Source organism: Acetobacter sp. P1H12_c (assembly GCF_018811975.1).
GTDB lineage: Bacteria > Pseudomonadota > Alphaproteobacteria > Acetobacterales > Acetobacteraceae > Acetobacter > Acetobacter persici.
On record NZ_JACRVR010000041.1, the window covers coordinates 1 to 20,978 of the forward strand.

The 20,978-nt window shown below is 59.3% G+C and carries 14 protein-coding genes, 1 tRNA gene and 1 pseudogene; 9 read left to right on the plus strand and 7 right to left on the minus strand.

The window, feature by feature from the left end; all coding sequences use genetic code 11:
- Positions 1-387: 387 nt before the first annotated feature.
- The 3 genes from KP699_RS14210 (at position 388) to KP699_RS14220 (ending at position 5,759) form a co-directional block, all read left to right on the plus strand.
- Positions 388-1,092, plus strand: coding sequence for a GntR family transcriptional regulator (locus KP699_RS14210; RefSeq protein ID WP_215763084.1), 705 nt, complete (start codon positions 388-390; stop codon positions 1,090-1,092).
- Positions 1,093-1,325: 233 nt separating this feature from the next.
- Positions 1,326-4,961: a bifunctional proline dehydrogenase/L-glutamate gamma-semialdehyde dehydrogenase PutA gene (putA, locus tag KP699_RS14215; RefSeq protein WP_215763085.1), complete on the plus strand. Its 3,636-nt coding sequence runs from the start codon at positions 1,326-1,328 to the stop codon at positions 4,959-4,961.
- A gap of 114 nt (positions 4,962-5,075) precedes the next feature.
- Entirely contained in the window at positions 5,076-5,759 is a 684-nt protein-coding gene (locus KP699_RS14220; protein WP_077930269.1) for a YoaK family protein, read from the plus strand.
- Positions 5,760-5,845: 86 nt separating this feature from the next.
- On the opposite strand, the gene KP699_RS14225 is transcribed toward KP699_RS14220, so the two are convergent.
- From KP699_RS14225 to KP699_RS14235, 3 genes are all read right to left on the minus strand, one after another.
- Positions 5,846-6,007, minus strand: coding sequence for a hypothetical protein (locus KP699_RS14225; RefSeq protein WP_167552530.1), 162 nt, complete (start codon positions 6,005-6,007; stop codon positions 5,846-5,848).
- 306 nt (positions 6,008-6,313) lie between these two features.
- The gene (locus KP699_RS14230) at positions 6,314-7,669 is read right to left on the minus strand and encodes an amino acid permease (RefSeq protein WP_215763086.1); all 1,356 of its coding nucleotides are present in this window, start codon (positions 7,667-7,669) and stop codon (positions 6,314-6,316) included.
- Between the two features lie 66 nt (positions 7,670-7,735).
- Positions 7,736-9,274 carry an alginate export family protein gene (locus tag KP699_RS14235; protein WP_252347093.1) on the minus strand — a complete coding sequence of 513 codons (1,539 nt, stop codon included), beginning with the start codon at positions 9,272-9,274 and terminating at the stop codon, positions 7,736-7,738.
- 770 nt (positions 9,275-10,044) lie between these two features.
- Here KP699_RS14235 and poxB point away from each other — a divergent pair.
- Positions 10,045-11,784 (plus strand): ubiquinone-dependent pyruvate dehydrogenase, encoded by a 1,740-nt coding sequence (gene poxB, locus KP699_RS14240; RefSeq protein ID WP_215763087.1) that lies wholly within the window; start codon positions 10,045-10,047, stop codon positions 11,782-11,784.
- 103 nt (positions 11,785-11,887) lie between these two features.
- Here the strand turns inward: poxB and KP699_RS14245 are convergent, their stop codons facing one another.
- The 4 genes from KP699_RS14245 to KP699_RS14260 form a co-directional block, all read right to left on the minus strand.
- Positions 11,888-12,664 (minus strand): alpha/beta fold hydrolase, encoded by a 777-nt coding sequence (locus KP699_RS14245; RefSeq protein WP_215763088.1) that lies wholly within the window; start codon positions 12,662-12,664, stop codon positions 11,888-11,890.
- Positions 12,665-12,996: 332 nt separating this feature from the next.
- Positions 12,997-13,070, minus strand: a tRNA-Gly gene (locus KP699_RS14250).
- A gap of 55 nt (positions 13,071-13,125) precedes the next feature.
- Positions 13,126-14,514 (minus strand): DNA repair protein RadA, encoded by a 1,389-nt coding sequence (gene radA, locus KP699_RS14255; RefSeq protein ID WP_212357398.1) that lies wholly within the window; start codon positions 14,512-14,514, stop codon positions 13,126-13,128.
- A 67-nt stretch (positions 14,515-14,581) separates the two neighbouring features.
- Positions 14,582-15,907 carry a UDP-glucose/GDP-mannose dehydrogenase family protein gene (locus KP699_RS14260; protein WP_025827746.1) on the minus strand — a complete coding sequence of 442 codons (1,326 nt, stop codon included), beginning with the start codon at positions 15,905-15,907 and terminating at the stop codon, positions 14,582-14,584.
- A 304-nt stretch (positions 15,908-16,211) separates the two neighbouring features.
- Here KP699_RS14260 and KP699_RS14265 point away from each other — a divergent pair, with 304 nt between their 5' ends.
- From KP699_RS14265 to KP699_RS14285, 5 genes and pseudogenes are all read left to right on the plus strand, one after another.
- Positions 16,212-16,997 carry an ABC transporter permease gene (locus tag KP699_RS14265; RefSeq protein WP_025827744.1) on the plus strand — a complete coding sequence of 262 codons (786 nt, stop codon included), beginning with the start codon at positions 16,212-16,214 and terminating at the stop codon, positions 16,995-16,997.
- Complete coding sequence (locus tag KP699_RS14270) at positions 16,994-17,770, plus strand: ABC transporter ATP-binding protein (RefSeq protein ID WP_212357395.1); 777 nt, start codon at positions 16,994-16,996, stop codon at positions 17,768-17,770. Before KP699_RS14265 ends, KP699_RS14270 begins: the two co-directional genes overlap by 4 nt.
- Before the next feature lie 80 nt (positions 17,771-17,850).
- Positions 17,851-18,099: a hypothetical protein gene (locus KP699_RS14275; protein WP_025827739.1), complete on the plus strand. Its 249-nt coding sequence runs from the start codon at positions 17,851-17,853 to the stop codon at positions 18,097-18,099.
- Positions 18,100-18,237: 138 nt separating this feature from the next.
- Entirely contained in the window at positions 18,238-20,667 is a 2,430-nt protein-coding gene (locus tag KP699_RS14280; RefSeq protein ID WP_215763089.1) for a mechanosensitive ion channel domain-containing protein, read from the plus strand.
- Positions 20,668-20,779: 112 nt separating this feature from the next.
- Positions 20,780-20,978, plus strand: a pseudogene (locus KP699_RS14285) (IS701 family transposase); the annotation flags it as partial.

The following is a 20,978-nucleotide window of genomic DNA, read 5'->3' on the forward strand; positions in this document are numbered from 1 at the left end:
ATCCCGCCCGCCCCCCGGACTGGCTGGCCGGAGAGGCCCCGGCACCGCAGAGCGCATCCGGTTTGGAAAGATGACTAAATATCCTGATAACAGAGGAATTTTCGGGTCGCGCGCCACGTCCTGCACCGCATGCATTTCTTCCATACACGCGCCTTGCGCTGTGACCTTTTCCGTCCAGAAACCCGGCATCATTCTTCCCGCAGCGCAAGGCACACCGGCCTCCCCTCAAACACCCCCAGACCGCCGCTTCGTGATGATCACGATAGTGTGACCAAACCACCCAACCCCCTGTTCCGGCAGCTTTCTGCAAACTGATTGGACAGAAGGCCTCCGCTGACTATGATAGATAGTCACGAGTCAGAAATGATCTGAAGGGAGCCGCCGCCCATGCTGCCGGCCAGTCTTTTTCGCCAGACCGAGTTTTCAGGCCACGGCAAGGCATCGGAAACCATTTGCGACGCTCTGCGCAAAGCCATTCTGGCCGATACCCTGCGCGCCGGGCAGGCACTGCCGCAGTCTGAACTCGCCTCGGGGTTCGGGGTCAGCATCATTCCCGTGCGGGAAGCCTTAAAACATCTGGAAGCAGAAGGACTGGTGACATTCCAGCCCAACCGGGGCGCTATGGTCATGGGGCTGGATGCCGCGGATATTCTGGAATATTCGCAGATCCGCGCTTTACTGGAAGAACAGGCCGCGCGGGACGCCGTGGCGAACATGACGCGCGTGGACCTCGCGCATATAGAAGATGCGTATGAGGCCTTTGTCGAAGGCACCCGCAACCCGGACACCACGCGCCCCTCCGGCGCGCTAAACCGCGCCTTCCATAACGCCATTTACGCCGCCGCCCGCAAGCCGCGCCTGCTGGGCATGATTGATGACCTGCATAACCGGCTGGATCGCTATATTCGCTGCCATCTGGTGCTTGAAGGCCGCAAGACGGTGACAGACACCGAGCATCTGGCCATTCTGGAAGCCTGCCGCGCGCGGGATGCGGACCTCGCCGCCCGCCTGACCCGCATCCATATTCTGGAAGCCGCGGACATTTCCGCAGAGGTTTTCCGCAAGCAGAGCAGCCTGAACAAAGCAGGCTGAACTTCTGGCAGACAAAGGCGTCTGCAAAGCCCTCACCTCACAAGACAGACGAGTCTGCACTGGTCTGCACCCCGCAGAAAACCCGTGAAAACAGGCGGCTGGCTGCGCGGTGATTATATGATTTTGCAAATCATATAATATCGTGTAACGAGGAAAAATCGTTATGGAGCCAAAACTTCCTGAGTCCCCTGCTCTCAGGTGAAGTCCGGCTTGTCCTGTTCGGAATTCATGCCATGTCTTTATCAGACTCTTTTGCGCCTGCATTCGCCTCCCGAAGCCCGCTGCGTCAGGCCATTATCCACGCCATGCGCCAGCCGGAAGAGGCGTGCGTTGCCGCGCTGACCCCCGATGCCACCCTGTCCACCGCTGAAGGCCAGCGCGTGACGGACCTTGCCGCCGGTCTTGCCACGGCCCTGCGCGCTGAGCGCAAACCCGGCATTGTGGAAAGTCTGGTACAGGAATTTGCGCTCTCCTCCGCCGAGGGCGTGGCGCTGATGTGTCTGGCTGAAGCCCTGCTGCGCATCCCCGATACCGCAACGCGGGACGCGCTGATCCGGGACAAGATCGGGGAAGGAGACTGGCTCTCCCATGTCTCCCGCAGTACACCGATTTTTGCCAATGCCGCCGCATGGGGGCTGGCTGTCACTGGCAAGCTCGTCACCCCGCAGGATGATAAGAGCCTGACCTCCGCCCTGCTCGGCTTTGTCAGCCGGGGCACAAAACCCGTTATCCGCAAAGCGGTCGATGCCGCCATGCGCATGATGGGCGAACAGTTTGTGCTGGGCGAAACGATTGAAAAAGCCCGCGCCAACAGCGGCAAACTGGAAGAGATCGGTTTTTCCTACTCCTACGACATGCTGGGAGAAGCCGCCCTCACCGCGCAGGATGCCGAGCGCTACAAACAGGACTACATCACCGCCATTCACGCCATTGGCCGGAGCGCGCAGGGGGCGAATGTGTATGAACGCCCCGGCATTTCCATCAAACTGTCGGCCCTGCATCCACGCTATGTCCGCGCGCAGCATGAGCGGGTCATGACGGAACTGCTGCCGGTTGTGCAGGACCTCACTCTGCTGGCCCGTAAATATGATATCGGCCTCAATATTGATGCGGAAGAAACCGAGCGTCTGGACGTCTCGCTCGATCTGCTGGAAGCCCTGTGCCACACGCCGGGGCTGGAAGGCTGGAACGGGATCGGCTTTGTGGTGCAGGCCTACGGCAAGCGCTGCCCGTATGTGCTGGATTACATTATCGACCTCGCCCGGCGCAGCAACCACCGCATCATGGTGCGTCTGGTCAAAGGCGCTTACTGGGACAGCGAGATTAAAAAAGGGCAGGTTGAAGGTCTGAAAGACTTCCCCGTCTATACCCGCAAAGCCCACACAGACATCAGCTACATTGCCTGCGCCCGTAAACTGCTGGGCGCACGGGACGTTATTTTCCCGCAATTTGCCACGCATAATGCCCGCACACTTGCCACCATCTACACACTGGCCGGTGAGAAATTTGACGTTGGCTCCTATGAATTCCAGTGCCTGCACGGCATGGGGGAGCCACTCTACAAACAGGTTGTGGGCGCTGGCAAACTCAACCGCCCTGCCCGTATTTACGCCCCCGTTGGCACGCATGAAACTCTTCTGGCGTATCTGGTGCGGCGTCTGCTGGAAAACGGCGCAAACTCCTCCTTCGTCAACCAGATCGGGGATGCCGCCATTCCGGTGTCCAGTCTGGTGCAGGACCCTGTAGACGTCGCGCATGGCTTTACGCCCTATGGCGCGTCTCACCCGGATATTCTCAAACCGCCCGCTTTGTTCGGGGCGGAGCGCCGCAATTCCGCCGGGACTGATCTGGCGGATGATTCCGTCCTGTCTGACCTGCTGGCAGGCCTGACCAAAGCCTCCGGCCCCTGGCAGGCTGGCCCGATGGTTGTGGGCGTCAAACCCGGTAAAAACACACAGTCCGTCACCAATCCGTCCAACCGGCAGGATGGCGTCGGCACGGTGGAATACGCCACGCCAGAAATCGTGCAGAAAGCCGCTAAGGCTGCTGTCAAAGGGCAGGCTGAGTGGTCCGGACTCAGCCCGCAGGCCCGCGCGGATATCCTTGTCAAAGCGTCTGACAGCCTTGAAGCCCACCGGGATGAACTGCTGGCCCTGCTCTCCCGCGAGGCGGGGAAATCCCTGCCCAATGGTGTTGCGGAAGTGCGGGAAGCCGTGGACTTCCTGCGCTATTACGCCGCCACCATTGCGCGGGATTTTGAGAACACAACTCATACCCCGCTAGGTGTGGTGGCCTGTATCAGCCCGTGGAACTTCCCGCTGGCCATTTTCCTCGGTCAGATTGCCGCAGCCCTTGCCGCAGGCAACGTGGTGCTGGCCAAACCGGCAGAAGAAACACCGCTGATTGCCGCCCTCGCCGTGCGGATTTTGCATGACGCAGGCGTGCCTGCCGCCGCGCTGCAACTCCTGCCGGGCGAAGGGGATATTGGGGGCGCTCTGGTGGGGGATGAGCGCGTATCCGGCGTGATGTTCACCGGCTCTACCGTGGTCGCGCAGATCATCAACCGCCAGCTTGAAGGCCGCCGTACCCACACCGGCCAGCCGGTTCCGTTTGTTGCGGAAACTGGTGGCCAGAACGCCATGATTGTTGATTCCTCCGCTCTGGCTGAGCAGGTGGTGACGGATGTTGTGGCCTCCGCTTTTGACAGCGCCGGGCAGCGCTGCTCCGCCCTGCGTGTGCTGTGTGTACAGGAAGACTGTGCAGAGCATGTGCTGACCATGCTGCGCGGAGCCATGCGTGAACTGCAGATTGGCAACCCCGCTCTGCTCTCCACCGATGTCGGGCCGGTTATTACGGCAGAAGCGGCGGAGGGCATTACCCGACACGTGGAAAGCTTCCGCCAGAAAAAAGCGCCGGTTTATGCACTGCCGCTACCGGAACACTGCTCCGAAGGCAGCTTTGTTGCCCCGACGCTGATTGAAGTCGCCAACATCCGGGAAATCGGCCCCGAAGTGTTCGGCCCCGTGCTGCATGTGCTGCGCTACTCCCGCAGCGCGCTGGATAGCGTGCTTTCCAGCATTAACGAGACCGGATACGGCCTGACCTTTGGCCTGCACACCCGCATTGAATCCACCGTGCAGCATGTGCTGTCCCGCATTGATGCCGGGAACCTCTACGTCAACCGCAACACTATTGGCGCGGTGGTGGGTGTGCAGCCCTTTGGCGGCCGGGGCCTGTCCGGCACCGGCCCCAAGGCGGGCGGCCCGCTGATTCTGCGCCGCCTGCTGGCACAGGCTCAGGCCCTGCCGCCGCTGGTGCGCGGGCGTATCCCCGCCACCATGGCACGCTGGACCGACTGGCTGCGGGAGCAGGGGGAAAGTAAAGCCGCCGCCACCGCCGCAGCGCTGACGCGCCAGACACTGGTGGGCGGGCAGATCACCCTCCCCGGACCAGTGGGGGAAAGCAACCTCTACAGCCTGACGCGGCGCGGCAATATTCTGTGCCTCGCCCAGACAAAAGCCGGACTGTATGACCAGATTTCCCTCGCCCTGTCAGGCGATAACGCAGCCCTTGTTCTGGCTGCCAAAAGCCTGACCGGCTGGATTGCGGGCCTGCCTGATGCGCTGCAACTGGTGATCCGCCCCGTCAGCACCGCAAAGGATGAACCCTGCGCCATTGTGCTGGGTGAACAGGATGATGCGGCCTTTGCCGAGGCCCGCAAGGCGCTCAGCACAAGCAACCGCCCCATTGCCTCCGCATGGCTCACCGCAGCAGGTCTGCCAGCGCCGGAAAGTGTGGTGGAAGAACAGTGCCGCAGCATTAACACCACGGCCGCAGGCGGCAATGCCAGCCTGATGGCGCTGGGCTGACCGCCCTGCGCTGGCAGCAAAGCAGCCAAGACACCGCACACAAGCCGGGCAAAGAGTGATATGAAGCCCGGCTTGTTCAACTTTTCCTGAGTTTATCGTGTGAGTGGAGCCCCTATGAGTACGCGTACCGGCCATGACCCAAGACTGGTTATCAGCATTATTCTGGTAACCATGGCCATGGGGATGCTGGACGCTATTTCCTTAGTGCATCTCAAGATTTTTGCCGGATACATGACCGCCACGGTCCTGCTGATGGCCGTACATATCGCCACGTCAGAAACCATCGTTCTGTCCGGGTTTGAGGCGATTGGCCTGTATCTTCTGGGTGCGCTGACGGGCGGCCGCCTTGTGCGGCGGGCCCATACAGTGCGCCTTGCGGTGGGCAATGTTCTGCTGGGTGTCGGCTCTATTGTGGGGCTAACAGCACTGGAATGGGCCGCGCAACCGCCGGGGTGCATTTATATCACACTCGGCCTGCTTGCTTTTGCCATGGGGCTACAAACATCCGCCACGCGCCACGCCAAGGTTGCGGATATGAGCCTGCCCGCCGCCACCATGCTGCTGCATGGTCTGGCGCATAACAGCACCTTTGCCGGTGGCACCAACCCCGGCACATGGCGCAGGCTTACGGCAATTGGTAGCCTGTTTGTGGGGGCCGTTATTGGCACGCTGACATCCAGCCACAGCATTTCCATCGCTATTGCGATTGCCGCAGCCACCATCCTGAGTGCTGGCGCCCTGCTCCATCTGCGCGACCACAGGTTTCTGGCGCATCTGGACCAGATTACCGTACATTAAATACAGCGACCGTTACTGGGCAGTCACCGGGCAGTCTCTGGCACGAAGGGCCATGAGGCCTCTCCGTGCCAGAACCGGACGTCTGGCTATTTCTTTGGAGCTTTTTCAGGTTTTTTGGGCGGACCACGGTCTCCCGTAATGCCGCCCTGAGCCGGTGGGTCGCTCGCCGGAAAGCTGTCATCCAGCGCTTCGTCCAGATTGTCTTCCTGAATCTGCCGCTTGGTGTTTTTATCTTTTTTGTCGGCCATGACAGAACCTCACAATATGTGTGAAACCACGCCACGCAGGCCAGAAACGCAGCACGCTCCGGCTCTTCTCTGCCTGCATGGTGTTACAACACAACGCGCTGCGGACAGAAGGTTTCCCGGTTCGCGCGGTCTGTAAAAATATTCTGGCACACTCTCCGGCACACTCAAGGGCGACCGCACCCCACCGACACTTACGCAACACCCACACCAGCACCAGCACCAACACCAACACCATGCCGCATAAAAAAGGCGCTGGCTGTTGTGTCTAAACAGCCAGCGCCTTTCCTCATTGTAAACAGAGCCCCCTTAAGCGCGTCTGTTCCTGAAAGACGCCAGAAGGAAGAAAAAGACCGAAGTGCCAAGGCTTGCAATAGCGGTCATCCGTTCCTCCGGGTTGAACATCATGGCGATGAAAACAAAGGCCACAGCCAGCAACGTCCCGTAATTGCAGAACGGGAACAGCGGCAGGTTGAACCCTTCCCCCTGCCCGGTTTTTTCCGCCTTGCTCCGCGCCTGCACATAAGCAGACACAATCAGGCAATACACCACCAGAATCACCCCGCCGCTACAGCTCAGCAAAAAAGCAAAAATGGTGTTGGGCGCAAGAATGGAAGAAAACGCAACCAGCGTGCCCGCAATACTGCTGACGGTAATGGCCAGACGCGGCGTCTGGGTGGTGGAAGTCCGTGCCAGCACGGCAGGCGCATCCCCGCTTCCGGCCAGTTCTGTCAGGATACGAGAGGTAATATACATGCTGGAATTCAGGCAGGAGAGCACGGCGCTCAGCACCACAATGCGCATGAGCAGGCCCGCACCCGGAACGCCCATAACATCCATGGCCGCCACAAACGGGGAACGACCGGGCACTACTGACGGCCAGGGCACCACCATCAGAATCATCGCGACGGAAGCCAGATAAAACAGGGTGACGCGCGTACCGATGCTCCGCGTCACGCGGGCGACATTGCGGCCCGGTTCCGGAGATTCCGCCGCCGCGACCGTTGCAATTTCAGACCCCATCATGGTGAACAGAATGGTGGGAATAATGGACAGAACCGCAACAAACCCATGCGGGAAAAAGCCACCATGTCCCAGCACGTTTTCACGCACAGGCACGCCCGGCCCAAAGACATGGAACACATACATCAGAGCCGCACCAATAAAGGCGACAATGCTGATCACCTTGATCATTGAAAGCCAGAACTCACATTCCCCAAACACGCGAGGCGCTGCAAAATTCACCAGCTTGAGCACAATAATCAGCGCGATGGACAATACCCAGACCGGCAGGGCAATCCAGTCCTGTAACAGGATGGCCCCGGCAATGGCCTCACTCCCCAGCACCACCACCCAGAAAAACCAGTAGAGCCAGCCTGCGGTAAAGCCGAGCCTGTCCCCGTGGGCAGCGCGGATATATTCCACAAAGGAGCCGCGGCCGGGGTCTGCCGTCACCATCTCCCCCAGCATGCGCATCACCAGAATGACCAGAATCCCCACGGCCAGAAACGCCAGCAGAACAGCCGGACCCGTGGCCGCAATAGCCGCGCTGCTGCCAACAAACAGGCCTGCGCCAATAATGCCGCCAAGGGCGATCATCGCGATATGCCGGTTTCTTAAACCCGCAGGCTGTGTGGTGGGTTGGGAACTGTCCTGATCGACCATAAGCGCGGCATCCTGTGTTGTTGTCGGGAGATTATTGCCCATTCGGAAGAAAGATGGAAATTTCCGTTAAAAATGCTTGAAGAAATATCCTTCTATAATACCGGCATGGTGCCCCAGATCCGGCATGGCATATGCGGCTGGCGCTCCGGCGCGCGCCAGAGCCTTCCCCGCAGGGCCGGAGAACGCAACGCCGCCTGCCAGCGCGGCAGAGGTTGTGGCGTTCAATGTATATTCCGCGGAGAAATCCAGCTCATCTGAAATATGCCGCCCGGTATGGGCTTTAAGGCCTGCGCCGGTGGCATAGAGCAGAGACAGATCATAATAATGCAGGCCGAGCTTCAGGCTGTCCTTCGGGTTCATCAGATGTACCGGCGGTGTGGCGGTCAGGTCAATCTGATGCACTTCCAGATTGGAAAGCGGGGCAAGATACATGCCCACAATTTCCCCCGGCCAGTATCCGCCATAGCAGTAGCGTTTACCGTCATACAGGAAGAACGTGTCATAACTCCGTTTGACGGACCCTTCCGGATTTCTGGCGCCGCTATAGCGCGTATAGCGATAGAAAAGGGACGGCTGCCAGGGCAGCATGGAAAATCTGTAGCCGGGCTCAAGAAACATCCCGTAGGCCTCAACCGATTTATAGCCATTGCCCGCATGGCTGTTCTGTTCGGATACAAAATCTCCGTAGAACGTAAAATTCTTTGAAATTCCGAGCTGTTTAATCGGAAAAAGCGTCCCGCCCCAGCTCAGGGACGCAACATTCATGCCCTGCCTGTCCGCGCGTGTAGAGTAATCATAATGTGCGGAGGTATCGGCCTCACGCACATGGAAATAGGTCAGCGTGACAAACGCGGCCCGGTCCGCATAGGTACTTTCCCCGTGCCCGCCGGGGCGGTTGACAAACCAGCTGACATCAAACCCGACAAATTTGGTTTTTGGGCGGTCATAGCCTTTATCAATGTCATTATCAGCATTGCTTTCCAGCATGAACACGTCCGCGCGTACCGGATTACCTTCCAGTTTGATCACACCGGGGCCGGAAAAGGCAAAGCGTGGCGCATACCACCAGGCGCCACGGTTCCCGGCACTGTAGGTGCCTTTGCCAATCAGAAAACCATCATCCACCGCAAAAGCCTGCCGACCACCGAGAACTGTCAGCGTATTGGGCTTGCCAAAGAGTTTGACGGGCATTTCCACACCCAGATTGGCTTCTTCCAGATAAACCGAGCGCGGTGTGCCGGAGGTCTGAGAAACTTCTTCCGCATCCCCGTCCCCCAGAGTGGTGGCGCCAAGGGCGGAGGCTTTGCCAATAACGGTAAATCCATGCCCCAGTGCCCACTGGCCCGTCAGGATCGGCTTGCCGTACAGTTCACCATACACAGGGTTCTTATTCCGCTGATAGGTGCCGTTCCGCTGTGGCGCGTAAGAGCCCGCGCCAAAATTGGCATGCGGCACGAAAAACGCGGACCCGCCAATATCCAGCCCCCCTTGCAGCGTCAGCCCGTGCAGAGAAACCAGCGTGGTATCAGCCTGCGCGGCCTGACGCCCAAAAGCCAGACACAGGCACACGCCCCCAAGAGCCAGAAAATGAGCTGTCTTACGCATGCTGTTCTAACACAGGCAGCGGTCACAGCCCGCTCTCCACTGTTTCATACCTTAAACACTCCACCTATTTTTCAGAGCCTTCTCAGCACAGAAATCTGCGCGAGAACCCCCGCCAGCCTTTACAGTCCGGCCTGCCACAGCAGGCATGGTGCATTTCTCACCCTGCAAAATCTTTGAATTTTACAGGATATTTTCCCGAGGCTATAATTGCATGACGCACGGACGCAAACAGTCACGCAGCGCAGCCCCGCAGAGACGCCACCAAAAGACTCTAAAAAAGCCCAGAAACCTTATAATAACCAATCAGTGATATAAGGTTTGCACGGTATTATATTATTTTCAAGCACAAGATGGCTTTTCATTTATTGCCGCACAGGGACGTTATTAGCCTAAGTTCTACCGAAAAAGCAAAGAACAAAAATACGTTTCTCAAGCATATGGTTCTGAAATAAAAATGAAATAGGGAGGTTTACTGGCTTATACCATACGAAATCGAAACAAAAATATCGGGCAAATTTTTGCCCGCTCTGAGGGAAAAAACGGATTTTTATGGCTCTCCAAAGAGTACACAAACCCGTGAACTGCGGCTTTCCAGCCCATTTCTCCCCATTTTCCTGTTCATGATCAAAAACGGAGTCTTTGGTTCCCTTCGGGCGTTGTCACAAAATTGTGACGCTGGCTTTTCTAACCGCTCCCCGCCTTCATCCGTTCTCTGCGCACAAACGGCCCGTGCCGCCTTTTCCCTCCCCTGCCAGAAGGACCAACGACCGATGGCGAAGCCCAATGTTTCGGATGTTATTGTTCAGACACTTGCCGCCGCTGGCGTGGATGCCATTTACGGCGTGGTGGGGGACAGCCTGAACGGCATTACCGACAGCCTGCTCAAGCATAAATCCATCCGCTGGGTGCACGTCCGGCATGAGGAAGTCGCGGCTTTTGCCGCCGCCGGGGCTGCGCATGTTACGGGCAGGCTGGCCGTCTGTGCCGGGTCCTGCGGGCCGGGGAACCTGCATCTTATTAACGGACTTTATGACGCCCACCGCTCCCGCGTGCCGGTGCTGGCCATCGCGGCGCAGATCCCCAGCGCGGAACTTGGCTCGGGCTATTTTCAGGAGACACGGCCGGAAGCGCTCTTCCGTGAATGCAGCCATTATTGCGAGACCATTTCCTCACCGGAGCAGGCCCCCCGCCTTGTAGAACTCGCCATTCGGGCGGCGGTGGGGCAGCGGGGTGTGGCTGTTCTGGTGATTCCCGGAGATGTGGCGCTCAAGGCGGCGGTGACCACCGCGATTTCTGAACAGGCCGCCCTTCTGCCCAAAGCCCCGCGCATTCTCCCCTCTGAAGAAGAGCTGGACGCGCTGGCTTCGCTTTTAAACAGCGGCAAGAAAATCACCCTGCTGGCCGGGCGCGGCTGTGCGGGGGCGCACACCCAGCTTTTGCAACTGGCGGAAACCCTTAAAGCACCCATCGTGCATGCGCTAGGCGGCAAAGAGCATGTGGCTTACGATAATCCTTATGATGTCGGCATGACGGGCCTGATCGGCTTTTCGTCCGGGTATCACACGCTGATGGCGGCGGATGTGGTGCTGATGCTGGGCACGGATTTCCCTTACCGCCAGTTTTACCCGGAAAACGCGAAAATCGCGCAGATTGATCTCCGCCCGGAGCAGTTAGGTCGCCGCTGCACGCTGACGCAGGGGCTGGTGGGCGATGTAGCCGACACACTGGACGCACTGCTCCCCCGCCTGCCCGTGCGCGCAGACCGCAGCCATCTGGACCACAGCCTGCACCTGTACGCCAAAGCCCGGCACGGGCTGGATGATCTGGCAACAGCAGGCAACGGCAAAGCCCCTATCCACCCGCAATATCTCACCCGGCTGGTTGATCAGGTCGCAGCGGATGATGCCATTTTTACCGCCGATGTTGGCACCCCGACCGTCTGGGCCGCCCGCTACCTGACCATGAACGGCCGCCGACAACTGATTGGCTCCTTTGTCCACGGGTCCATGGCCAATGCGCTCCCGCAGGCCATTGGCGCACAGGTGGCACAACCAAAACGGCAGGTTATCAGCCTCTCCGGAGATGGCGGCTTTACCATGCTGATGGGGGATCTGATTACGCTGACGCAGGAAAAGCTGCCTGTTAAACTGGTGATTGTGAATAACGGCTCACTCGGGTTTGTCGCCATGGAAATGAAGGCCGCAGGCTATCTGGAAACGGGCGTAAACCTGCAAAACCCCGACTTCGCTGCGATGGCGCGCGCCATGGGTCTGCATGCCGTGCGGGTCGAAAACCCGGCGGACCTGCCTGCTGCTGTGGACGATATTCTCAACCACCCCGGCCCCGCTGTGCTGGATGCCGTCACCAACACGCAGGAACTGGCGCTCCCTCCTAAAATTGAAAAAGCCCAGATTACCGGCTTCAGCCTCTACGCCCTGAAAGCCGTGATGAACGGGCGCGGTGATGAAATTCTGGATGTTGCCAGAACCAATATTCCGTTTCTTCGGTAATACGCAAAAACTGTTTTAAAGTGTTTTTTGAGCGGCAGTATTATACAAATTCTGCCGCTTAGGTTTTCGAAAACTCTACTGCGCAGCCAGAGAGTTTTCAGGTCTATTCGGCTGACAGGCGCGCAAGAAAACCCTCCACAGCCTGAACATACCCCGGAAAATCATCCTGATGCAGAACATGCCCGCCGGGGAGAGTCTGCACCTGTGTTCTGAAACGGCGCGTCGCCATTTCCTCGCTCATGACGCTGGTCAGAACAGGGCTTTGCGCGCCATGCAGCAGGAGTGCGGGGCAGGACGTTGCCAGCCAGTCCGTCCAGTGGTCTCCATTCAGGCAGGTCTGGGACTGCACCATTTCAGCAGGCTCAAACGCCAGTTTCCAGCCCTGCGCTGTCTGGCGGAAAGACGGAGCAAGATAGCGCGCCATATTCGGGCCGATACGAGCCACAAGATCTTCCTGTGTTTTAAAAAACCCTGACCATGCTAGACAAAAGCTGAGGTTATCATTCACCGCAGCGCCAATATCTTCAATAATCAGCGCCCGTACCCGCTCAGGGTGACGCGCCGCAAATTGGTAGGCATTCACCCCGCCCAGAGAATGTCCCAGCAGAATAACAGGTGCATCGCAATCCAGCGTTTGTAAAAGTGCCTCAATATCGCAAAGATAATCATCACGCGTGTAGCTTGTCGCATGGTCTGACGCCCCATGTCCGCGCTGATCCATCGCAACCACCCGGAAGCTTGACTGCAAAACCTGCATAAGGGGCAGAAAGGTTGCCCCTTCCATCATGTGACCATGCAGTGCCACCAGCAGCGGCTTTTCTCCTTCTGTGTCCAGATAGGAAAAAGTCAGATTATCTCTCTGAAAGGTTTTTCTCTGCACGACCATTTTTCTCCACTGGAAGACTCTGAAAATAAGAGGCTTTCAGGGCAGAGCCTCTACGTTTGAAGACGTTATGCTCGCCCTCTATTTACAGGGGCATATCAAAATCTGGCTGATGCCTGAAGCGAGGCCAAAGCCGCGCCCACGTTTTCACGGCGGTCACAAGGACTGGTAAAGGCAGGCAGACCATGTCCTGCCACCTGTCAGCATCAGACCAAACATTTCAGCGTCCTTCCTGGGCGAAAGAACTACCGCTGAACGACGACCAACACAGTTGCACTCGCTTCCGTTTGACGGTCGCAGGCTGTTGATTTCATTGGATTTTTGGGAACTGGAGCGGATGAGGGGAATCGAACCCCCGTATGCAGCTTGGGAAGCTGCCGTTCTACCATTGAACTACATCCGCATTCCGTGGCGCGGACTATAGCGGCATCTTATAAGGCTGACAATAGGGCTCAGCGTTAGTCCGCTTCCATATCCGCCGTGACCAGATCAGACAGATGCCCGATCTCCCGTAACGTCAGGCCCTCCGGTGGTTTGCTGCGCGCGCTGCCACGGGCAATGCGGCGGGGCAGCACGGCTTTATCAAACCCCAGCTTGGCGGCTTCCTTCAGGCGGGCATCCGCCTGTGAGACCTGACGCACCTCACCAGACAGACCGACCTCCCCGAAATAGACCTCACCCGAACTGGTCGGCATACCAGTCGCTGCGGAAATCAGAGCCGCAGCAACGGCCAGATCCGCCGCAGGCTCAGCCACCTTCAGCCCGCCCGCCACATTCAGATACACATCCATGCCAGACAGCTTGACGCCACACCGTGTTTCCAGCACCGCCAGCAGCATGGACAGGCGGCCACTATCCCAGCCCACCACTGCGCGACGCGGCGCATTATCCCCACTTTTAGGGGCCAGCAACGCCTGCACTTCCAGCAAGACAGGCCGCGTGCCTTCCAGCCCGGCAAACACAGCGGACCCGGCAATATTGCCGCGCCGCTCCGCAAGGAACAGGGCTGAGGGGTTGGAAACTTCCTCCAGCCCCCGGTCCGTCATGGCGAACACACCAATTTCATCCGTCGCCCCAAAACGGTTTTTGGCGGCACGCAAAATACGGAACTGGTGCCCGCGGTCGCCCTCAAAATACATGACGGCATCGACCATATGTTCCAGCACACGCGGGCCGGCCAGAGCACCTTCCTTGGTGACATGCCCGACCAGAATCAGGCTGAACCCTTTGCGCTTGGCCAGACGGATCAGCTCAAACGCGCAGGCCCGCACCTGTGAGACTGTGCCGGGCGCACTTTCCACCGTTTCCAGCCACATCGTCTGGATAGAATCAATCACCACGGCCCGCACATCCGGCTCGGCTTCCAGTGTCGCCACAATATCCGCGACGTTAATGGAGGCCGCGAGGTCCAGCTTGGCCTGCCCGACCCCCAGACGCAGGGCGCGCAGGCGGATCTGGTCCACAGCTTCTTCGCCTGAAATATACAGAACGCGGTCGCCCTTCCCGGCCAGCTTGCAGGCGGCCTGAAGCAGAAGGGTGGATTTCCCGATCCCCGGATCTCCCCCCACCAGCACGACGGACGCGGGCACAAGGCCGCCGCCCAGCACGCGGTCCAGTTCTTCAATACTGGTTTTAATGCGGGGCGGGGGTGCCGCCATGCCCTCCAGCCCTTCAAGCTGGACGCGCCGCCCCTTGCTGCTGGCGCGGGGGGACGAGGCGGCAAGCGGTTCAACCGCTATTTCCTCCAGCGTATTCCACTCACCACAGGCTTCACACTGGCCCATCCACTTGGGATACACCGCCCCGCAGGCCCGGCATGCAAACTGGCGGGCTGGTCGTTTAGCCAAGAGTGTTCTCCCCCGTTATCCTGTCGCTCATCTGGGGGTGAACACCCCTGTTCTCAAGAGCCGGGGGTTACGGACGCCCCACGGACTCATAGGTAAACCCGGCGGCGCGCATGGCGGCGGGGTCAAAAATATTGCGCAGGTCCACAATGGTTTTGGTGCGCATCCGGCGGCGCAGTTCAACGGGGGAGAGTGCCCGGAAAATATTCCACTCCGTCAGCACCACCAGCACATCCGCCTGCTCCGCCGCATCCAGCGCATCGGCACAATAGGTCACGCTTTCCGGCAACAGCGGTCTGGCTGCGGCCATACCCACCGGATCATACGCCCGGATGTCCGCCCCGGCTTCCGCCAGACGGTGCAGAATCGGGATGGAGGCGGATTCGCGCATATCATCCGTTTCCGGCTTGAAGGTCAGACCAAGCACGGCGACCGTTTTCCCCGCGACGGACCCGTCACAGGCCGCAATAATACGGCCCGCCATGCCAGCCTTCCGCGCCTCGTTCACCTGCACGGTGGTTTCCACCAGACGGCAGGCGCTATGGGCTTCCTGCGCAATACGGGAGAGAGCCAGCGTATCCTTGGGGAAACAGGACCCGCCATAGCCGGGGCCGGGTTGCAGGAACTTGCGGCCAATACGCCCGTCCAGCCCCATGCCTCGCGCCAGATCATGCACGTCCGCACCCAGCGTTTCGCACAGATCGGCCATTTCATTGATGAAGGAAATCTTCATCGCGAGGAAGGAGTTGGAGGCGTATTTGGTCAGTTCCGCCGTTTCCAGCCCCGTAAACAGCAGCGGGGCTTCAATCACGGAGAGCGGGCGATAAACGCGGCGCAGCACATCCTCCGCCCGGCTGGCGCGCTCGGGGCGTGTCTGGTCCAGCCCGATAATCACGCGGTCCGGCCGCATGAAGTCCCCAATGGCGCTCCCTTCCCGCAGGAATTCCGGGTTAGAGGCCACATCAAAATCCGCGTCCGGGCGCGCCTGCCGGATAATTTCAGCAATACGGCGGCTGCTGCCCACCGGCACGGTGGATTTGGTGACAATCACAGCATAACCCGTCAGGGCTTCCGCAATCTGGCGGGCGGCTGCGTGGACATACTGCATATCCGCAGCGCCATCCCCGTTGCGGGGCGGGGTGCCCACGGCAATAAACACGGCCTCGGCCCCGGCAACGGCTGTGGCAATATCATCCCCAAACGTCAGGCGGCCTGCCTGACTGTTGGAGGCCACCAGCGCATCCAGCCCCGGCTCATAAATAGGGATACGCCCTTCCCGCAGGGCGGACAGACGCTCAGGATTGGTTTCAACAATCGCAACATTGATACCGAACTCGGCAAAACACGCGCCTGATACAAGCCCGACATACCCGCCGCCAATCATGGCTATGCGCATCCGCTGCCCTCCTGCCTTTACTCATCACCGCTGCTACTCATCACAGCGGATGGGGTGGACTTCAAAACTGGCTGACACACATGCCCTCAGCAGACGATTGCCGCAATGCCTGCGGCACAGATTTCAGACATTCAGACCGCGGCAAGGCGGCTAACCCGGCCTGCATCCACCTTTCTTTTCCCTCCAGAGACAGCACCCGGACGGCATACCAGCACCACACACCCTTTGACGGGGCCGGGACTTCACGCTACGGCTGAACCCTTGAAAGTTTTGCCCCAGAAACAGGACCGGACCGCCTGACCGTATGGATATGTTGCTCGATCTTGTGGCCAGACTGGGCCGAACCACCCTCGGCCTAATCCGCGCCGCCGGGTCTCTGACGCTGTTCGCTCTCTCCGGCCTGTCCCATATTGTCAGGCCGCCGTTTTACGGGCGCGTGTTCCTGTCCACTTTTCTGGAAACCGGGTTTTTCTCGCTGCCTGTCGTGGCCCTTACGGCCCTGTTCTCGGGCGGCGTGATTGCCCTGCAATCCTACACCGGCTTTGCGCAGTACCATGTGCAGAGCGCGATTGCTGGCATTGTGGTGCTAGCCGTAACCCGCGAGCTGGGGCCTGTTCTGGCCGGGCTGATGGTCGCGGGCCGCGTGGGGGCCGCCATGGCGGCGGAAATTGGCACCATGCGGGTGACGGATCAGGTCGATGCCCTCACCACGCTGTCCACCAACCCCATGAAATATCTGGTCGCCCCGCGCCTGCTGGCGGGGCTGATTGCCCTGCCGCTACTGGTGCTGGTGGCGGACGTGCTGGGGGTTGCCGGGGGCTTTACCGTCTCCGTCGTCAAGCTCGGCTTTTCGCCGCATGCCTACATTACCGCCACACTGAACTCCGTGAAGGTGATTGACGTCACAGTCGGGCTGGTAAAAGCCGCCCTGTTCGGGTTCCTGATTGCCCTGATGGGTTGCTATTACGGCTATAACAGTAAAGGCGGCGCGGAAGGCGTGGGCACGGCCACAACCTCCGCCGTTGTGGCGGCCTCCATCCTGCTGCTGGCGTTTGATTACCTCCTGACGGATCTGTTCTTCTCACAATGACCGGCACCCTCCCCAAAATCCGCATCCGGGACCTTCACAAGTCCTTCGGTTCCAAAAAGGTGCTGGATGGCATCAATCTGGATGTCATGCCCGGCACCTCCTTTGTGATTATCGGCGGGTCCGGCAGCGGGAAATCCGTGCTGCTGCGCTGTATCCTCGGCCTGATCACGCCTGATTCCGGCAGCATTGAAATTGACGGCGAGGACATGATCACCGCCTCCCCCCGCAGGCAGGATGTGCTGCGCGGCAAAATTGGCATGCTGTTCCAGAACGGTGCGTTGTTTGACAGCCTGCCGGTGTGGGAAAACGTGACCTTCGGCCTGCTGGCGCTCAAGCGCCTGACCCGCAAGGAGGCGCGTACCCATGCAGGCGGCATCCTTGCGCAGGTGGGGCTGGACCCGTCTGTGGGGGAACTCTACCCCTCAGAACTTTCTGGCGGGATGCAGAAGCGCGTCGGCCTAGCCCGTGCCATTGCCGCCCAGCCGGATATCCTGTTTTTTGATGAACCCACAACCGGGCTGGACCCGATTATGGGGGCCGTGATTGACGGGCTGATTGTGGACTGCGTGAAAAAGCTGGGCTCCACCGCCATTGCCATTACGCATGACATGGCCTCCGCCCAGCGCATCGGGGATGAAGCCGCGATGCTCTACAAAGGCCAGCTTATCTGGCAGGGGCCAGCAAGTGCCCTGATGGACAGCGGAAACGCCATGGTCGACCAGTTTACGCACGGGCGGCGTGAAGGCCCGATTACCATGGAACTGCGGCGCTGAGCCGCAATGCTTTTCCACTTGCCCGCCTCCCCGCCGGGTGAGATAGAAGCACAACCGGATTGAAACACAGGAACAAGACCATGAAACACGCGGTTCTGATGCTGGTATGTGCTTTTACGCTCTGCTCCTGCGGGATGTTCGGCAAAAGTGAGCCGCGCCATATGACCACAGCGGCCCAGTGGGAAAAATACGGCTATAAAGACCACCTGCAGGATACAACGCAGGCCACCCGCCCCAGCTCAGCAGATGATGCCGACCCGCTCCAGACGCACAAAGATGCCAAGGGCAAAGACGCTAAAAAGAAGAACCGGAAAAAGTCCTCTTCCTGATCCACGCCTGAGAGGGAGGCCACGCCGCCTCCCCTGACTGTCCGTTCCCTCTCCGTCACGCGCTTCTCTTCGCAACCTCCCGGTTCTCTGGCACGTTGGAACCCCCATGTTCCCTGTGCCGGAGTGTAGAGAAGCCTTATGACCAGCCTGCCGTTCCGCGTTCTTTTTCCTGTTTTGTACCTGGTGCTGGCAGGGTTTCTCCACCCCACATTTTTCAGTCCGGCAGCACAGGCCGCAGACGCACCACCCCTCGCAGCACAGGCGGCGCCCGCCCAGACACCGGCCCCCCTGATTGCCGACATCACGCTTTTTGCGTCTGATGCCACGCTGAACGCGATGGGCGATGAAATCCGCGCCATCTATCAGGGCAGCCGGAAAGACTATTCCACCAGCCAGAACACCAACGCCCTGACAATGCTGCTGCGCCGTGCAAACGCCGTGGCGACCAAAGCCGATACCCTGCTGACGCAGATCAAACCGTATGAATCGGTTTATCAGAACTTTGTGGATATTCTGGGCAAGCCAGACCCGGCTGAACCGGACTCCATTACACAGCAGCGCAAAATGCTGACGGCCCGCCAGCAGGACATTTCGGGCCGGATTACCCGCCTCCGGCTGTATCAGCTTGAAGCACAGCAACTGGTGCAGGAACTCCGCCAGCATGGCACCGCCATCCAGCAGGCGACCATGACGCAGCGGTTCCCCACCCCGCTGGGGATCAATTTCTGGTCCCAGCTTTCCAGCACCTCCGGGCAGGATAAAAACCGCGCCGCGGCACTGGCGTCTGAAACCGGGGCCGTGCTGAAAGAGGCCTTTACTGGCCAGCATGCCCTGCTCACACTGGGGGCGCTGGCGCTCTCCGGCCTGCTGCTGGCCCTGCATTTTTTCTGCCATACGCCAGTCAGGATGCTGGTTGCCCGTTTTCTGCCCACAGGCCGCATCCGGCCTATTACAGCCGCTGTCATCTGCTCCCTGATCGGTGTTGTGGCATGGGGCGGCGCTTTCCAGATCATCTGGAACGCTATCAGTTTTAATAATGATGCCGTAGCGGATGATCTCTCTGCACTGGCAGACATGGTGGCCGCACAGGTGCCGCTCTGCGGGTTTGTGCTGGAACTGGGCATGAGCATCCTGTCCCGCAAACCGGAATGGCGCGTGTTTTCCATGCCGGATACGCTGGCCCGTAATCTGCGCCTGTTTCCCTTCTGGTTTGCCTCGGCCCTGATTGTGCGCGGGGTGCTGCGCTATGTGGATACGCGGAGCGGGTTCGGCCTGCTGCCCATCCAGCTTCTGGACGGATTATATACGCTGGCCGTCAGCCCGCTGCTGTTTGCCATCCCGCGCCAGCTCCGCCTGTCCGCGCAGGAAGATGATCATTCCGCAAACTCCGCCAATATTGCCCCGCTTTTAAGAACACTGGTCACGACCATCGCCCTTGTCTGCTGGGGGGCTGTGCTGACGGGATATATCCCGCTCGGATACACCATCATCTCATGGGTGTCCGTCATGGCCATCACCATGACAGGCCTGCTACTGGTCTCCCTTCTGGCCACGGCACTGGGCAGCAGTGTTTTTCCGTCCTCAGCACCCGTGGGGGCGCATCTGGTGCGGCTGGGTCTGCCTGCCCGGCTGGTGGATCAGGCCAGTGTGGTCGTGCCCGGTCTGATCAATGTTTTTCTGCTGATTATTGCTTTTTCCGTCGCCACGGCTGGCGCGGATTTTGACCCGACACAGGTCAGCCGCCGTATTCTGTCCATCTTCAAAGGGCAGGCCCCCACAGATGGCAGCTTTAACCTCTCCATGGATGCCGTGCTGCTCTGCGCCGGGTTGCCCATCCTTGGGCATTACGCCATCCGCATTGTTAAAAACTGGTTCCGCCTGCGCTTCTTCCCCACCACGCGGCTGGATATTGGCGCGCAGGCGTCCATCCTGAATATTCTGTCCTACAGCGCCTGGATTATTATCGGCCTGTGCATGGCCTCAGCCCTCGGGGTGACGGTTAAGAGTATGACATGGGTTGTCAGCGCCCTGTCCGTCGGGATTGGTTTTGGCCTGCAATCCATTGTGCAGAACTTTGTCTCCGGCATTATCCTCATGGCCGAACGCCCCGTTTCCATCGGGGATGTGGTGGATATTGCCGGCGCACACGGGGAGGTCGCGCGCATCAGCGTGCGGTCTACCAACATCAAGCTGGCTGATGGTTCCACCATGATTGTGCCGAACTCCCAGTTCATCACCTCCGCCGTGCGCAATGCCACGCGGGCGGAAAAGCCGGGCGTGTTTACCATTCCGTTGCAGGTGCCGTTTACGTCTGACCTGCACAAAGCCATGAATGTGATGACGAGCACGCTGGCGGAGTGTGAAAATGTTGAGGCACAGCCCGTGCCCACCGCCAGCATTACCTCCGTAGCGGATGGCTCCGCCATTCTGACCGGCACCGCCCGTGCGCGGGTGGGGATGGATACCGCCGCCGTGCGCAGTCAGGCGCTTTTTGCCCTCTGGCAGGCGTTTCAGGATCATCAGATCCCCGTCACGGTCAGCGCGACGGTTGTGGCTTCCCCCAGCTAAGGCGGAGGCCACCCCGCTCGCGGGACGCGACCTTAAAATACTGGACAGGATGCCCGGTAGTTTCTAGCACTACAGTTGCATTTTGTGTTGAGTTCTGACTCTATGGATACCCATGATTCAGGATATGATGACCGGTGGTGCGTCTGTTGAAGAGACGCTGGAATTATGGGTGCGTTCGCTTCGATCAGCCAAGGAGCGGATTGCTCCACTGTTTACGCAAAAGCGTGTCGCGGATTCAGCGTGTTCTTTCCTTGATGTTTTAATTGGCAATGATCCACGCAAGACAGGTTGGATGCGGGCAGAAGCCGCAG

Excerpts from the sequence above, each read along its gene's own strand:
- KP699_RS14210 (WP_215763084.1), top strand. The coding sequence starts at position 388 with ATGCTGCCGGCCAGTCTTTTTCGCCAGACCGAGTTTTCAGGCCACGGC.
- putA (WP_215763085.1), top strand. The coding sequence starts at position 1,326 with ATGTCTTTATCAGACTCTTTTGCGCCTGCATTCGCCTCCCGAAGCCCG.
- KP699_RS14220 (WP_077930269.1), top strand. The coding sequence starts at position 5,076 with ATGAGTACGCGTACCGGCCATGACCCAAGACTGGTTATCAGCATTATT.
- KP699_RS14225 (WP_167552530.1), bottom strand. The coding sequence starts at position 6,007 with ATGGCCGACAAAAAAGATAAAAACACCAAGCGGCAGATTCAGGAAGAC.
- KP699_RS14230 (WP_215763086.1), bottom strand. The coding sequence starts at position 7,669 with ATGGTCGATCAGGACAGTTCCCAACCCACCACACAGCCTGCGGGTTTA.
- KP699_RS14235 (WP_252347093.1), bottom strand. The coding sequence starts at position 9,274 with ATGCGTAAGACAGCTCATTTTCTGGCTCTTGGGGGCGTGTGCCTGTGT.
- poxB (WP_215763087.1), top strand. The coding sequence starts at position 10,045 with ATGGCGAAGCCCAATGTTTCGGATGTTATTGTTCAGACACTTGCCGCC.
- KP699_RS14260 (WP_025827746.1), bottom strand. The coding sequence starts at position 15,907 with ATGCGCATAGCCATGATTGGCGGCGGGTATGTCGGGCTTGTATCAGGC.
- KP699_RS14265 (WP_025827744.1), top strand. The coding sequence starts at position 16,212 with ATGGATATGTTGCTCGATCTTGTGGCCAGACTGGGCCGAACCACCCTC.
- KP699_RS14270 (WP_212357395.1), top strand. The coding sequence starts at position 16,994 with ATGACCGGCACCCTCCCCAAAATCCGCATCCGGGACCTTCACAAGTCC.
- KP699_RS14275 (WP_025827739.1), top strand. The coding sequence starts at position 17,851 with ATGAAACACGCGGTTCTGATGCTGGTATGTGCTTTTACGCTCTGCTCC.
- KP699_RS14280 (WP_215763089.1), top strand. The coding sequence starts at position 18,238 with ATGACCAGCCTGCCGTTCCGCGTTCTTTTTCCTGTTTTGTACCTGGTG.